Annotated in this window: 11 protein-coding genes; 5 read left to right on the top strand and 6 right to left on the bottom strand. The window is 72.5% G+C overall.

The window, feature by feature from the left end; translation table 11 throughout:
* Nucleotides 1-25: 25 nt before the first annotated feature.
* Nucleotides 26-2326 (bottom strand): hypothetical protein, encoded by a 2301-nt coding sequence (locus tag ABZZ04_RS19495; RefSeq protein WP_356933434.1) that lies wholly within the window; start codon nt 2324-2326, stop codon nt 26-28.
* A 373-nt stretch (nt 2327-2699) separates the two neighbouring features.
* Here ABZZ04_RS19495 and ABZZ04_RS19490 point away from each other — a divergent pair, with 373 nt between their 5' ends.
* Both ABZZ04_RS19490 and ABZZ04_RS19485 read left to right on the top strand, forming a co-directional pair.
* Nucleotides 2700-3005: a hypothetical protein gene (locus ABZZ04_RS19490; RefSeq protein ID WP_356933433.1), complete on the top strand. Its 306-nt coding sequence runs from the start codon at nt 2700-2702 to the stop codon at nt 3003-3005.
* A 75-nt stretch (nt 3006-3080) separates the two neighbouring features.
* Nucleotides 3081-3821: a class I SAM-dependent methyltransferase gene (locus tag ABZZ04_RS19485; RefSeq protein WP_356933432.1), complete on the top strand. Its 741-nt coding sequence runs from the start codon at nt 3081-3083 to the stop codon at nt 3819-3821.
* A gap of 27 nt (nt 3822-3848) precedes the next feature.
* Here the strand turns inward: ABZZ04_RS19485 and ABZZ04_RS19480 are convergent, their stop codons facing one another.
* Together ABZZ04_RS19480 and ABZZ04_RS19475 are read right to left on the bottom strand one after the other, a co-directional pair.
* The gene (locus ABZZ04_RS19480; RefSeq protein ID WP_356933431.1) at nt 3849-4622 is read right to left on the bottom strand and encodes a GNAT family N-acetyltransferase; all 774 of its coding nucleotides are present in this window, start codon (nt 4620-4622) and stop codon (nt 3849-3851) included.
* A gap of 74 nt (nt 4623-4696) precedes the next feature.
* On the bottom strand, nt 4697-5494 hold the full coding sequence (locus ABZZ04_RS19475; protein ID WP_356933429.1) for an SDR family NAD(P)-dependent oxidoreductase: 798 nt from the start codon (nt 5492-5494) through the stop codon (nt 4697-4699).
* 243 nt (nt 5495-5737) lie between these two features.
* Between ABZZ04_RS19475 and ABZZ04_RS19470 the strand changes: the two genes are divergently transcribed.
* Nucleotides 5738-6232 carry a MarR family transcriptional regulator gene (locus ABZZ04_RS19470; RefSeq protein ID WP_356933428.1) on the top strand — a complete coding sequence of 165 codons (495 nt, stop codon included), beginning with the start codon at nt 5738-5740 and terminating at the stop codon, nt 6230-6232.
* Nucleotides 6233-6289: 57 nt separating this feature from the next.
* On the opposite strand, the gene ABZZ04_RS19465 is transcribed toward ABZZ04_RS19470, so the two are convergent.
* Together ABZZ04_RS19465 and ABZZ04_RS19460 are read right to left on the bottom strand one after the other, a co-directional pair.
* Nucleotides 6290-7213 carry an aminoglycoside phosphotransferase family protein gene (locus tag ABZZ04_RS19465; RefSeq protein WP_356933427.1) on the bottom strand — a complete coding sequence of 308 codons (924 nt, stop codon included), beginning with the start codon at nt 7211-7213 and terminating at the stop codon, nt 6290-6292.
* 72 nt (nt 7214-7285) lie between these two features.
* Nucleotides 7286-8131 (bottom strand): prephenate dehydratase, encoded by an 846-nt coding sequence (locus ABZZ04_RS19460; RefSeq protein WP_356933426.1) that lies wholly within the window; start codon nt 8129-8131, stop codon nt 7286-7288.
* Nucleotides 8132-8608: 477 nt separating this feature from the next.
* Between ABZZ04_RS19460 and ABZZ04_RS19455 the strand changes: the two genes are divergently transcribed.
* A complete protein-coding gene (locus ABZZ04_RS19455) occupies nt 8609-9361 on the top strand; it encodes a 2-phosphosulfolactate phosphatase (protein ID WP_356933425.1) in 753 nt (250 codons plus the stop codon).
* Nucleotides 9362-9381: 20 nt separating this feature from the next.
* Here the strand turns inward: ABZZ04_RS19455 and ABZZ04_RS19450 are convergent, their stop codons facing one another.
* Nucleotides 9382-10278, bottom strand: coding sequence for an alpha/beta hydrolase (locus ABZZ04_RS19450; RefSeq protein WP_356933424.1), 897 nt, complete (start codon nt 10276-10278; stop codon nt 9382-9384).
* 195 nt (nt 10279-10473) lie between these two features.
* On the opposite strand from ABZZ04_RS19450, the gene ABZZ04_RS19445 reads away from it, so the two are divergent.
* On the top strand, nt 10474-12594 hold the full coding sequence (locus ABZZ04_RS19445) for an AfsR/SARP family transcriptional regulator (protein WP_356933423.1): 2121 nt from the start codon (nt 10474-10476) through the stop codon (nt 12592-12594).
* Nucleotides 12595-12609: the final 15 nt, after the last annotated feature.

The following is a 12609-nucleotide window of genomic DNA, read 5'->3' as shown; positions in this document are numbered from 1 at the left end:
TCCGCGAGTCCGGGAGGGGCGGGGGTCATCGGGCGTCCCCGAGCGCCCTGTCGATGCGCTGGGCCTGCCGCCACCGCTGGAACCCGGGCAGCGCCGCGATGTCGACGAGGTCCTCGAACCCGGGGTCACGGGTGAGGACCCGGTCGGCCACCCGATAGGCGTCGTCGGTGCGGCCGAGGGCCAGCAGGATGCGGACATGGGTGTCATGGATGAAGTCGTGCAACGGGCCCTCCGCCTCGGCCAGCGCCTGTTCCACGGCGGTCAGCGCACGCTCCGGTTCGCCGCCGCGCAGCAGGTGCCAGGCCAGGGCGTTGCCGGTGCGGCGTCTGACCTCCTCCTGGAAGGCGCCCTCGTCGGTGAAGTGCCAGATCGTGCCGGGTATCAGGGACATGGCCTGTTCGGCGTACCGGACGAGTTCGGCGTCCAGGGCGGGGCGGTCGGCGTCCGTCGCCCCGTCGCCGAGCTCGCCGAGGATGTTGACCAGGGCGTAGTGGGCGTAGAGCCGGTCGTAGTCGGAGTAGCTCGATCCCGGGACGCAGAGCGCGATGGCTTCCTTGTACGCGGCGACCGCTTCCTCGGGCCCCTTTCCGGCGCCGTCCCTGACCAGGGCGTGCACGGCCTGCCAGTTCGGGTCGTGGACGACCTCCTTGCCCCCGGTGCCCCTCAGATCGAGTCGGGTGCCGGGGAACGTGGCGCGCAACCGGTCCAGCGTCGGCCGGTCGAGCCCGGTGTCCCGGAGATTCGCGGACTCCAGGTGGCGCAGGGCGAAGAAGGCTTCGGGAAGGGTCGTGAGCTCGTTGAACGCCAGGTCGACGTGGCGGAGGTTCGGCGTACGGGCGAAGGCGTCTTCGGGCAGGGACCTGAACGCGGTGCGTACCTTCTCCCCCTCGAAGGTCTCCTGGCCCCAGCGGTCGAGCTCCAGGTGTTCCAGGGTGGTGATGTCCCAGATGCCGGTGAGCAGGTCCCTGGAGGCCGGGGGCTGTCCGGTCCACGGGGTGTGGCCGCTGAGCCGCAGCACCCGCAGGCGGGGCAGCCGGGCCAGTTCGGGCAGCCGGGTCAGCCGGGCGGACGCGCAGGAGTTGAGGTTCAGCTCCTCCAGCGCGGTCAGGTCCAGCAGCGTGTCGGGGACGGACTCCAGCCAGGTGTCGGACAGGTCGAGGGAGCGCAGTCCCGTCAGTCGGGTGACGGCCTCGGGGAACGGGACCAGGGTGTCGCAGTAGTAGCGCCCCTGGTTCAGGCAGGACAGGTCCAGCTCGCGCAGGGCGCGCAGCCGGTCGATCCGTTCGGGGAGCCGGCAGGTCAGATGTCCGGCGCGCAGGACCTCCAGGCGGCCGAGGTCGCCGAGGGACTCGGGGAGTTCCGTGAAGCGGTTGCTGGATATCTCCAGCACGCTGAGGTTCCGGAGGGCGCCGATGGATTCGGGCAGCCCGGTCAGCCCCGTTCCCGACACGTCGAGTTCTTCCAGGGCGGTGAGTTCGCCGATGCGTGCGTCGAGTGCGCCGAGATCGGCGTTGTCCGCTAGGGACAGGACGCGCAGGCGGGGGAAGGCGAGCAGTTGCTCCGGGAAGCCGTGGAGCTTCCGTCCGGAGAGGTCGAGTTCGGTGACCTCGTCGGCCCGGTCCAGCAACGAGTCCAGTTCCTCCAGCGCGATGACGCGGCTCGGGCGCACCCCGGCGCGCAGCATCTGGCGTCCCTCGCCCATGGCCTCCTGGATCTTCCTGGAGTCGGCCTCGCCGTGCTTGTTCAGCAGTTCGGGCAGCAGGATGCCGCCCAGTTCCCCGTCGGTGAAGTCGACGGGGACGTTGGTGCGGCAGGGGTCGCCGACGAGGAGGGACTGCGGCTGCTCGGCGAAGTCCAGAATGAAGTACAGCATGCCGATGACGATCGACGCGCGGGTGCTGCCGCGCACCGTGAGGATGCCGCCGTCGTCCCCGTACGAGCCGCGAATGCCGCCCGTCACCTCCAGGTTCCCGCGCACCAGCACGTTCGGGCAGCCGTACAGGAACACGTTCCGGGCCCGCAAAGTGCCCGTCACGGCGAGGAAGTTGCCGCCGCCGTTGTCCCACCAGTCCAGGTCGCCGTCGATGGTGAGATCGCCGTCCACGACGGTGTTGTACGGGATCCAGTCCTCGCCGCCCTCCGGTTCCAGGTGCCCCGCGACGTGCAGCCCGCCCTCGTACAGCCGGATCTCCTGCTCGTCGGCGAAATCGGCGTACGGGTAGCCGATCCCGTCGGAGAGCCGGAAGCGTTCCTCCGCCTCCTCGACGGTGATGACGCGGTACCCGGCGGGTGAGTTGACCGTGGTCATGGGGTCCTGGTCGGTCATTCCTGGTCGCTCCCTTGCTGCTGGCTGTCCAAGTGGCCCGGGGGCCTGTCCGGTGAACTGCGTACGGGCCGGGCGGCCGAGGGGACGGGCCCGGGGCGGTGCTCCCTCGGCTCTCGACACGCCTCCGGGGTCCTCGGTGCCTTGGGGCATGCCGGTCGTGGCGACGGCCCCTCTGCCGGTGTCCGCCAGCAGCGTTCTACCGCACGGCTGTGACAACGCCGTCCCCGTGTCCGCCGCCCTCGTGTCCGCCGCCCTCGTGCCCGCCGTCCCCGTGCCCACGGCGGCGGGATCGGGGGCGGTCGGCGGTGCGGCACCGTCGAGTAGCCTCTGCGGGAACGAACCCGACCGAATCCGAACGATCTGTGAGCGACCAGTGATTCGAGACCTGTACAACGTCCGGTGGCAGCCCGCGGAGGACGGTCCCACTCCGCTCACCGACGAGGAGGAGCGGCGCGCGCGGGCGGTGCTGTTCGGCGAGCTCGGCAACACGATCGCCGACCGGGGCTGGGTCCGGTTCCCCGCGTACTCCCCCGAGGAGCGCCGCCGGCTGATCGACGTCGCGCACCGCCTCACCTCCCACTGGGGGCAGCAGGTGTTCGTCGAGGCCGAGGACCAGTGCTCGTTGCGGCTCTTCCTCGCCGGGTACGAGACCCTGCCCGCGCAGCCGTCACTGCCGTAGCCGCAGCCGTAACTGCTGTCGCGGCCATGGCCCTGACCGTGGCTCCGCCCGGGAAATCGCACTACGCTCGCGGCTGTGCCCGCATATCCGTCGAACGAAGCAGCCATCCAGCGGTGGAACGGTTTTCCCCGCGAGGCGATGGAGGCGATGGACCCCGACGGCGACTTCGCCAAACGCCATCTGGTCAATCCGGTGCTGCTGCGCATGCTCGGCGACCTGCGCGGCAGAAGCGTCCTGGACGCCGGTTGCGGGCAGGGCTACTTCAGCCGCATGCTCGCCGACCGCGGGGCCCGGGTCACCGCCGTCGAGCCCACCGACGCGATGCTCGGCTACGCCCGGGAGCGGGAGGAGGTCCTGCGGCAGGGCATCCGGTACGTCCAGGCCGACCTCGCCCGGCTGCCCGAGCGGATCGGCGGCTTCGATGCCGTGGTGTGCAGCATGGTGCTGGCGTCGGTACCGGACTGGAAGCCCGCCATGCGGGCCTGCGTGCGGGCCGTGCGTCCGGGCGGACTGTTCGTCTTCTCCGTCAACCATCCCGCCTTCGAACAGCTCCTGACCACCTGGCGCACCCACGGCGCCCACCGCACGGACAGGTATCTGGAGGAGTACGAGATTCCCCAGCCCTACGCCTCCGACTTCCACCGTCCGGTCTCGGCCTACCTCAACGAACTCGCCTCCCTGGGTTGCCGGTTGCGCGAACTCGCCGAGCCGGGCCTCGACCCCGGGGCTGCCGAGGAGGCACGGCCGACCACGCCCGGCATCGAGAGCTACGTCCACCTGCCCAACTTCCTGATCGTCGCGGCCGAGCGCGGCTGAACCGGCCGCCGGGCCGGCCCGGCACGATCACCCGGGCAGGTCCCCGGCGATCTCGACGCTCAACTGGAAGCCCAGTTCCTCGAAGCCCAGCGCGTCCGCGACGCGTCGGGAGGCGGGAAGCCGCGCACGCCATTGCGGCAGCAGTCCGGCGGCGAGGGCGTGGGCGACCGTCGCCGAACCCGTCGCCCGTGCCAGCCCCCTCCCCCGGGCCTCCGACGCGGTCAGCACACCGATGTGGGCGGTCCGGCCCGGCCAGATCCGATAACCGGCGGCAGCGACGACCCGGCCGTGCTCGCGGACCACGAAAGCGGGCGACGTGATCTCGTCCAGCGCGGCCTCTCCGGCCTCGTCGTCGCCGACCGACCGTTCCAGGCGCCGCAACTCCGGGTGGTCACATGGCAGTTGCTCCACCACCGGCCCACCCGTTCCCGTCGGCCCGCCCCTTCCCGTCGACCCATCCGTTCCCACCGGGCGAAAGCCCTCCGGGGACACGTACGACAGCGCCGCCGGCCCGAGCACCCCCGTGACGGGCAGCACCTCCCGGACCCGGGCACCGTCCGCGACGGCCCCCTCCGGCAGTCGCCCCAGCGCCTCCCGGACGATCGCGGCGGCGTCCCCGGTCGGTGCGGTCACGATCGCCGAGCCGCCCAGGGCCACCACCCCGACCCAACCGGCCGGGCACAGCCCCGATGACGGGGAGACCACCACGTCCACCTCACCCGTCGGCGCGAACGACACCGGCACCCGGGCCAGGTTCTCCCACAGCCCGCGGGCCCGGAGCAGCAACAGATCCTTCGACATGGTCCCGATCCTGCCAGCCGGGGGCGATGTCGGGGCCGGGACCGGGGGCAGGAAGCCGATGAGAGGGGCCGGGGTCAGCCGGGGAGCATGGCGCGGCGGCCGGGGGCCGCGGAGGACTGCATGCTCATGCCGCCGTCGACAACGAGGAGTTGCCCGGTGAGGTAGCGGGACTCGTCGGAGGCGAGGAACACCATGGTGTGGCCGATGTCCTCGGGAGAGCCCAGGTACGGCAGGGCGTTGCCCTTCCTCAGCGCCTCGACGACGTCCGCGGGAAGGTTGTTCTCCAGGGCGGGGGTCATGACCGCGCCGGGGGCGATGGCGTTGCAGCGCACGTTCTGCGGGCCGTACTGGACGGCGATCGACTTCGTGATGCTGACCACCGCCGCCTTGACCGCGCCGTAGGAGGTCTGCAGGACGTCGCCGACGAGCGCGGCCACGGAGGCCGTGTTGATGATGGAGCCGCCGCCGGCCCGGATCATGTGGGGCACCGCGTGCCGGGAACCCAGGAGGGTGCTGCGCATGTTGAGGGCGACGGCCCGGTCGAACTCGTCCATGTCCATGCGCAGCAGGTCCAGGTCCTTGCGCGGGTTCGTCCCGCCGACGTGGTTGCACAGGACGTGCAGGGAGCCGAACTCACCGACGGTCGCGGCCACCATGTCGGCGACCGAGCCCTCGTCGGTGACGTCCACGGTGACGGGCAGCGCCCGGCCGCCCGCGGCCTCGACGATCCCGGCGGTCTCCTCGGCGCTCCGGGCGTCGTGGTCGGCGACCACGACGCGGGCGCCCTGCCCGCTCATCAGCTCGGCAGCGGCCCTTCCGATGCCGCTGCCCGCGCCGGTGATGACCGCGACCTTGTCCTTGAGGCGTTCCATGGCCATGTCCTTTCGAGGCGGATTCCCGCCGTGGAGCGAGCGGTGCGTACGGGGTCGCGGGAAGCCGCGCCCCCTCGTGCACGGGCACCAGGGGCGGCCTCGCCGAACCCAATGGGCATCGTGCACACAATATGCACAGTACACATGATATGCACTGTGCACAAACATGGTGATGTGGCCCTCGTGCCGGAAGCGGCATGGGCGATGATGAGGGGGAACCGACGGTGGAAGAGGTCCGAGGACATGAGTGAGCGAGAACGCCGGCTGGGTGATCTGGAACGGGAGCTGACCCTGCTGTCCCGGCACTTCGTCGCCGCGCGGGGACCTCGCATCGGTCAGAGCCTGGAACGCTCGGCCTACGTCCTGCTCACCCGGCTGGAGATCGGCGAGCCGCTCACGTTGAAGGAGCTGGCGCACACCTTCCAGGTCGACGTCTCCACCATCAACCGCCAGATCAGCGCCATGCTCCGCAACGGCCTGGTGGAACGCATCCCCGACCCCGACGGCGGGCTGGCCCGCAAGTTCCGCCCCACCGCGCTCGGCCTGGAGCGCCTGGAGGCCGACCGCGCCATCAGCCGTGCGGGGACCACGCGCCTCATCGGGGCGACGGGGTGGACGGACCGGCGGACCGAGCAGTTCCTCACCCTGCTGGTCGAGTTCAACCAGGGCATCGAGCAGCTCGAAGGGCTCTCCTGGTCCCGCACGGCCGGGACGGAGAGCCCCCCGGCCGCGGACTGAACCGGCAACTCATGACAGCCGGGGGAAGGCCGGTTCAAGGGAAGGGCCCGGTCCGCGTCACGCCGTGGCGAACCACTCCTCGGCGAGCGAGGACAGTGTCCGCTTCTCCGGTTCCCCCAGTTCCCGCAGGTACCAGGAGAGGTTGCTGTACACGTGCAGCAATGTGTACGCGAGGAGCTGGTCCGGCTCGAAGGTGCGGCCGTACGCCCCCATGAGCCGGGCGAGCAGTTCCGGATCGCCCCGGGTGACGAACACGCCGACCCCGACGAAGTCGTACGCACGGTCCCCGATCATGGCCGGTTCGAAGTCGAAGAGTCCGGTCAGGCGCCATCCGTCGGGATCGACCAGGAAGTGCTGCCGCATGACCTCGGTGTGCAGCAGGGAACGGTGCGGGTCGCGGGGCAGCGGGGTCGCGGCGAGGAACTCCGGGATCTGCTCCAGCCACTCGGCCGGCAGTCCGCGTCCGCGCTGCTGTTCCACGGTCTCCTCGCGTCGCCGGTCCAGGAAGGCACCCCAGTCGCCGGGGCCGAGGACGTCCGCGAGGGGGCCGGGGTCGAGGGAGTGCAGGACCGCGAGTGCCTCGCCGATCTCGGCGACGATCCGTTCCCGGTCGGCCTGCGGCACCCGGTCCCAGGCATGGGCCAGGTTCTCGCCGCGGAGCCGGGACATCAGGACGTACCGCCAGCCGTTCCCGTACGCCCCGGCCTCGCGCACCCGCGGCGTCTCCACGGGCAGCCGCCCCTGGAGGTGGGACAGGACGCGGCCCTCGGCGACGCCGTCCCGCGCGGCGGTGCCCGGGAACAGTTTGAGGACGTGCTCGTCGCCGACCGCGTAGACCGGCTGCGACCCTTCGGAGAACCGGGTCAGTGGTTCGTCTGCCAGCCCGAGGCGCGCGCAGAGATCCTCCGCCCCGGGCCGCATCACCGTCTCGTCGGGGACGATCGCGTCCCACTCCTCATCCGTTTCCACCAGGGGCAGCATGATCCGGACCGTAGGCGGCCCGACCCGGTGGAAGCAACGAAATTTCCCGTACGACGGTGCTCGCTCCGCCGCTCAGCCGATGTGCTCCCGGCGGCGGTGCGGGTGGGCCGGGTACACGCCGAGGATGCGCACCTCGGACGAGAAGAAACGCAGCTCGTGCAGGGCGAGTTCGACGCGGGACTCGTCGGGGTGTCCCTCGATCTCGACGTAGAAGCGGCTGGCGTTCAGCCCGGCACCCATCTGGTAGCTCTCGATCTTGGTGAGGTTCACCCCGCTGCTCGCGAATCCGCCGAGCGCCTTGAACAGGGCGCTGGGGATGTTCCGCACGCTGAAGAAGAGACTGGTCATCGTCGGTTCGCCGGTGTTGGGCGCGAGGACGGAGTCCCGTGAGAGGACGACGAACCGCGTGGTGTTCTCCGGGTCGTCCTCGACCTGCGACCGCAGCACCTCCAGGCCGTAGAGCTCCGCGGCGGCCGGCGGGGCGAGCGCCGCGTGCCGCGGATCGCCCAGCTCCGCCACCTCACGGGCCGCGCCCGCCGTGTCGTCGCTCACGAGGGTGCGCCAGCCGCCCTCGCGCAGGATCTTCCGGCACTGCCCCAGGGCGTGCACATGGCTGCGTACGTACTCCACGCCCTCGGGCGTCGCACCGGGAACGCCCATGAGGTCGAAGCGGATGGCGAGGAAGTACTCTGCGATGACGAACAGGCCCGACTCGGGCAGCAGTTGGTGCACGTCCGCGACGCGTCCGGCCGCGGAGTTGTCCACCGGGATCACCGCCACGTCGGCCATGCCGAACGTCACGGCGTCCAGGGCCTGCTCGAAGCTCGTGCAGGCCAGCTCGCGCCCCTCGGGGTACAGGACGCGGGCAGCGGTCGCCGAGTTGGACCCGGGCTCACCTTGGTATGCGACGGTCGTCACCGTGTTTGGCCTTCCGCTGTGAAATGTCTCGCCGGGTGGAAGAAGGTCCACCGCGAGCCGTGTGTGCTGCAAGTGGCAGTAGCAGTATCGGTGCGTCTCCCGTGACCGGGGAACGCGGGAACGGCGGTCGGCACCGTCGTCCGCGCGACGGGACACCGGCCGGTTCCGCCCGGATCGCCCCTCGCCGACGCCGTGTTCCCCATTACGCCGTAATAGGTCCTGGTATTACGGCGTAATAGGTTCCGGCCCCGTCCCGGAAGGGTTCCCCCTCCGGGCCCCGGCCGCGGGGCCGCCGCTCCCGGCGCCCGGTCGGGCGGCGGGAAGCGTCCACCCCGTTGTGTGTCCGACTGCTCGTCAAGTCCCCCTTTCTATCGCATCCTTGACCCCTCTTCCATCGCGTCCCCGCCCCCTGACCTCACTTCCGTCGCATCCCCGACCCGCCCGCGCGCCCCGCCGGATGCTGGCATGATCTCGGCCATGGGTAACTGGTTCATACAGGCGGGCCACGGCGTGCGGTTCGAATGGGGCCCTGACGGGGCGGCCCTCCTCGCGAAGGACGCCGCCTGTCTGGTCGTCGTCGACGTGCTGTCGTTCACCACGTCGGTGACGGTCGCGGTGGAAGCGGGGACCAGGGTGTTTCCCCACCACCGGCGCGACGAGACCGCGGCGGCCCTCGCCGACGAGGTGGGCGCACGCCTGGCCGTGGGCCGGAGCATGGTCACCGGGTCCTCGCCGTGGTCGCTGTCCCCGGCCGCGCTGCGCCGCGCTCCCGCCGTTCCCCGGCTGGTGCTCCCCTCGCCCAACGGCTCCACCATCGCCGCGACGGCCGGGGACTCGACCGTGGTCGCCGGGTCGCTGCGGAACCCGACCGCTGTCGGCCGGTGGCTGGCCGACCGGGGTTACGGAACGGTCGGGAGACCCGTCGCGGTGATCGCCTCGGGCGAGCGCCGGCCCGACGGCGGTCTCAGGCCGGCCCTCGAGGACCTGCTCGGCGCCGGGGCCGTGATCGCCGCGCTGCGCCGGCACGGCCGGGACCGGCTCTCGCCGGAGGCCGCCATGGCTGCCACCGTCTTCGACGGGACGCAGGACATCGGCGCCGCCGTCGCGGACTGCGCCTCGGGACGCGAACTCATCGGCATCGGTCACGCCGACGACGTCGCCGTCGCGACGGAGCTGGACGCCTGCGAAATCGCGCCCGTACTCGTCGACGGAGCGTTCACCACCGTCTGAGCCCCCCCTCCCGTCCTCCTTCACCCGTTCCTTTCGGGGCTGCGGGCCAGCAGGTCGCGCAGTGCCTTCACGATGTCGGCCGGGGCCTCCTCCGCCATGAAGTGACCGCACGAGACGGTGGTGTGTTCCAGGTCGGCGGCCCAGGCACCCCACAGGGCGGCGGCCTCGTACCCGAGCGCGGCGCCCCAGTCCTGCTGGAGGACCGAGACCGGCATCGTGAGCCGCCTCCCGGCCGCGCGGTCGGCCCTGTCGTGCTCGACGTCGATGCCGGCGGAGGCCCGGTAGTCCGCGACGATGGACGGCACCGCGTTCCGGGATGCTTCCAGGTAGGTGTCGCGGATGTCGGCCGGCAGGGCCTCGGGGTCGCCGGTCCAGCCGTCGAGGAAGTGGGAGAAGAACGCGTCGGCACTCGCCCCGATCATCGTCTCGGGCAGGCCGGGCGGCTGGGCCATCAGGTACAGGTGGAAACCGGCGGCGGCCGTCGTGCCGTGCAGTACCTCCCACATGTCCAGGGTGGGGAGGACGTCCAGGCAGGCCAGGTGGGTGATGGCGGCCGGGTGGTCGAGTCCGGCGCGGAACGCCACCAGGGCGCCCCGGTCGTGCCCCGCCAGCGCGAACCGCTCGTGCCCCAGGCTCCGCGCGAGCGCGACGACGTCGGCGGCCATGGTCCGCTTGGAATAGGTGTCGGGCCCCTGTTCCCGCGGCTTGTCGCTGTCGCCGTAGCCGCGCAGGTCGGGGCAGATGACCGTGTGGTCGGCCGCGAGGTCCGCGGCCACGTGCCGCCACATCAGATGGGTCTGCGGGAAGCCGTGCAGCAGGACGACGGGCGGCCCGCTGCCGCCGACGGCGACGTTCAGCTCGACGCCCTCGTCCACCCGGGTCCTCCGGTATTCGAACCCCGGGACGGTGCGGTCCATGGTGCTTCTCCTTGCTCCGAGCGAATCCTTCCCGGACCGCGGCGGCGGTGACCGCCCCCGTCCGGTGCCTCCACCCTGCGGGGATCCGATCAGCAACGGATCAGCGCTTGTAGGTTGGGACGGATTCAGCAGGGCCACGCCACCGGGACGGCTCCGGCGGGATCGCTCCGGCGGGCGGAAAGGAAGGGCTACGAGGTGCGTGTGGAATTCGGGGTGCTCGGGGCGGTGATCGCCCGGAACGGGGCGGGGGACCCGCTTCCGCTCAAGGGCCCCAGGCACCGCGCGGTCCTGGCCCGGCTCGTCGTCGCCCATCGGCGGGTCGTGCCGGTGGCGCGGCTGGTGGAGGACCTGTGGGACGAGCCCCCGGCCGATGCGGTGGGCGCCGTGCGCACCTTCGTCGGCGATCTGCGCCGGGCCGTCGAGCCGGACCGGCCGCCCAGGACCCCGCCCCGGCTGCTGGTCACGGAGGGGCCCGGGTACGCCCTGCGGGTCCCGAAGGACGATGTCGACGCGTGGCGGTTCGAGGCCGTGCTGGACGGGCTGGGCGACGCCGGGCCGGACCGGGTGGCCGACCGTCTCGCCGAGGCGCTGGGCTGGTGGCGCGGCCCCGCCTTCGCGGACTTCGGGGACGAGCGCTGGCTGCGCACGGAGCGTTCCCGGCTGGCCGAGTTGCGCCTGCACGCCGTGGAGCGCCGGGCGGAGGCCCGCATCGGCCTGGGCGACGCGGCCGGTGCCGTCCCCGATCTGGACGCGCACGTGGCGGAGCACCCGTGGCGGGAGGAGGGCTGGCGGCTGCTCGCGCTGGCGCTGTACCGCTCCGCCAGGCAGGCCGACGCGCTGTCCGTCCTGCGGCGGGCGCGCGGCATGCTGCACGAGCACCTGGGGGTGGACCCCGGGCCGAGGCTGCGTCGGCTGGAGGAGGACGTGCTGCGGCACGCCGGTCATCTGGACCCCGACGCCCCGTCCGCGGTGGACCTGGTGTGGAGCCGGGCGACCGCCGCGTACGAGAGTTCCCTGGCCTCCCGGGCCCGTACCCGGCTGGAGTCGACGGCCGGCCTGATGCGGGACCTGGCGGTCACGGGCGGGGGCGGGCTGGAGTCGGCGCGGCGGCACCGGGTCGCGGCCGTGGCCGCCGCGGAGCAGCTGGGCGACCCCGAGCTGACGGCGCGCGTCATCGGGCTGTACGACGTACCGGCCGTCTGGACCCGGTCCGACGACCCGGAGCAGGCGCGGTGGCTGGTGGGGGCGGCGGAACGGACCCTGCGGCTGCTGCCGTCCGGGGGCCACGACGCGACGCGCTGCCGACTGCTGGCGACCGTCGCCGTGGAGTCACGGGGCGTCCTGCCGGTGGACGGACCGGTGGACGGACCGGTCGACGGGGTGGCGGACGGGCCAGTGGAAGGGGCGGTGTCCGGAGCCTCGGCCCGCCCCCTCCTCGCGGCCCGGCACGCGGAGGAGATCGCCCGTCGGCTCGACGACGCCTCGTTGCTCGCCTTCGCCCTGAACGGCACCTTCATGCAGACGTTCCAACGGACCGGGCTGGCCGCCCGCCGGGACACCGTCGGGGCGGAGCTGGTGGCCCTGTCGGCACGCCACCAGCTGGTCAGGTACGAGGTGCTCGGCCATCTCGTCCGGGTCCAGGCCAGGTCCGCGGTGGCGGACCTGGCCGGGGCCGACCGGCACGCGGCGGCGGCCGATGCCCTGGCCGCCCGGCACGATCTGCCGCTGGTGGCCGTCTTCACCACCTGGTACCGGGCGCTGCGGACCGCCATGACCGGGCCACCGGCCGCGGCCCTGGCCGGTTACGAGGAGGCCGCGCGGTGCCTGCCCGGCTCGGGGATGCCCGGACTGCGCGGCGGCCTGCTGCCGTTGGCGCTGCTGAGCGTGCGTCTGCGGCACGGGGAGCCGGTCGTCGCGGACCGCGACGCCGACTGGGGGCCGTACGAACCCTGGGTGCGCCCGGTGCTCCTGGTGGGCGAGGGGCGGGTCGAGGAGGCGGGCGAGGCGCTGCGGGCCGCCCCGGCACCGCCGCGCGACCTGATGTCCGAGGCCATGTGGTGTCTGGTCGCACGCGCCGCCGTCGCCGTCGGCGACCGGGACGTGATGGCGCGGGCACGGGCGGAGCTCGCCCCCGCCGCGTCCGAGCAGGGCGGGGCGGGCAGCGGCCTGATCACGCTGGGACCGGTGGCGGACCACCTCGACATGCTGGCCGCGGCATCAGCATCGGCCTCAGCCTCAGCTTCGGCCTCAGCTTCGGCCTCAGCTCCGGCCTCAGCTCCGGCTTCGGCTTCGACTTCGGCTTCTGCTTCGGACTGACCGACCGGGGCGGCA

This window comes from Streptomyces sp. NPDC006435 (genome assembly GCF_040612315.1).
Classification (GTDB): Bacteria; Actinomycetota; Actinomycetes; order Streptomycetales; family Streptomycetaceae; genus Streptomyces.
The sequence above is the reverse complement of the archived record's forward strand: the minus strand, read 5'-3'. Positions and strand labels throughout refer to the sequence as shown.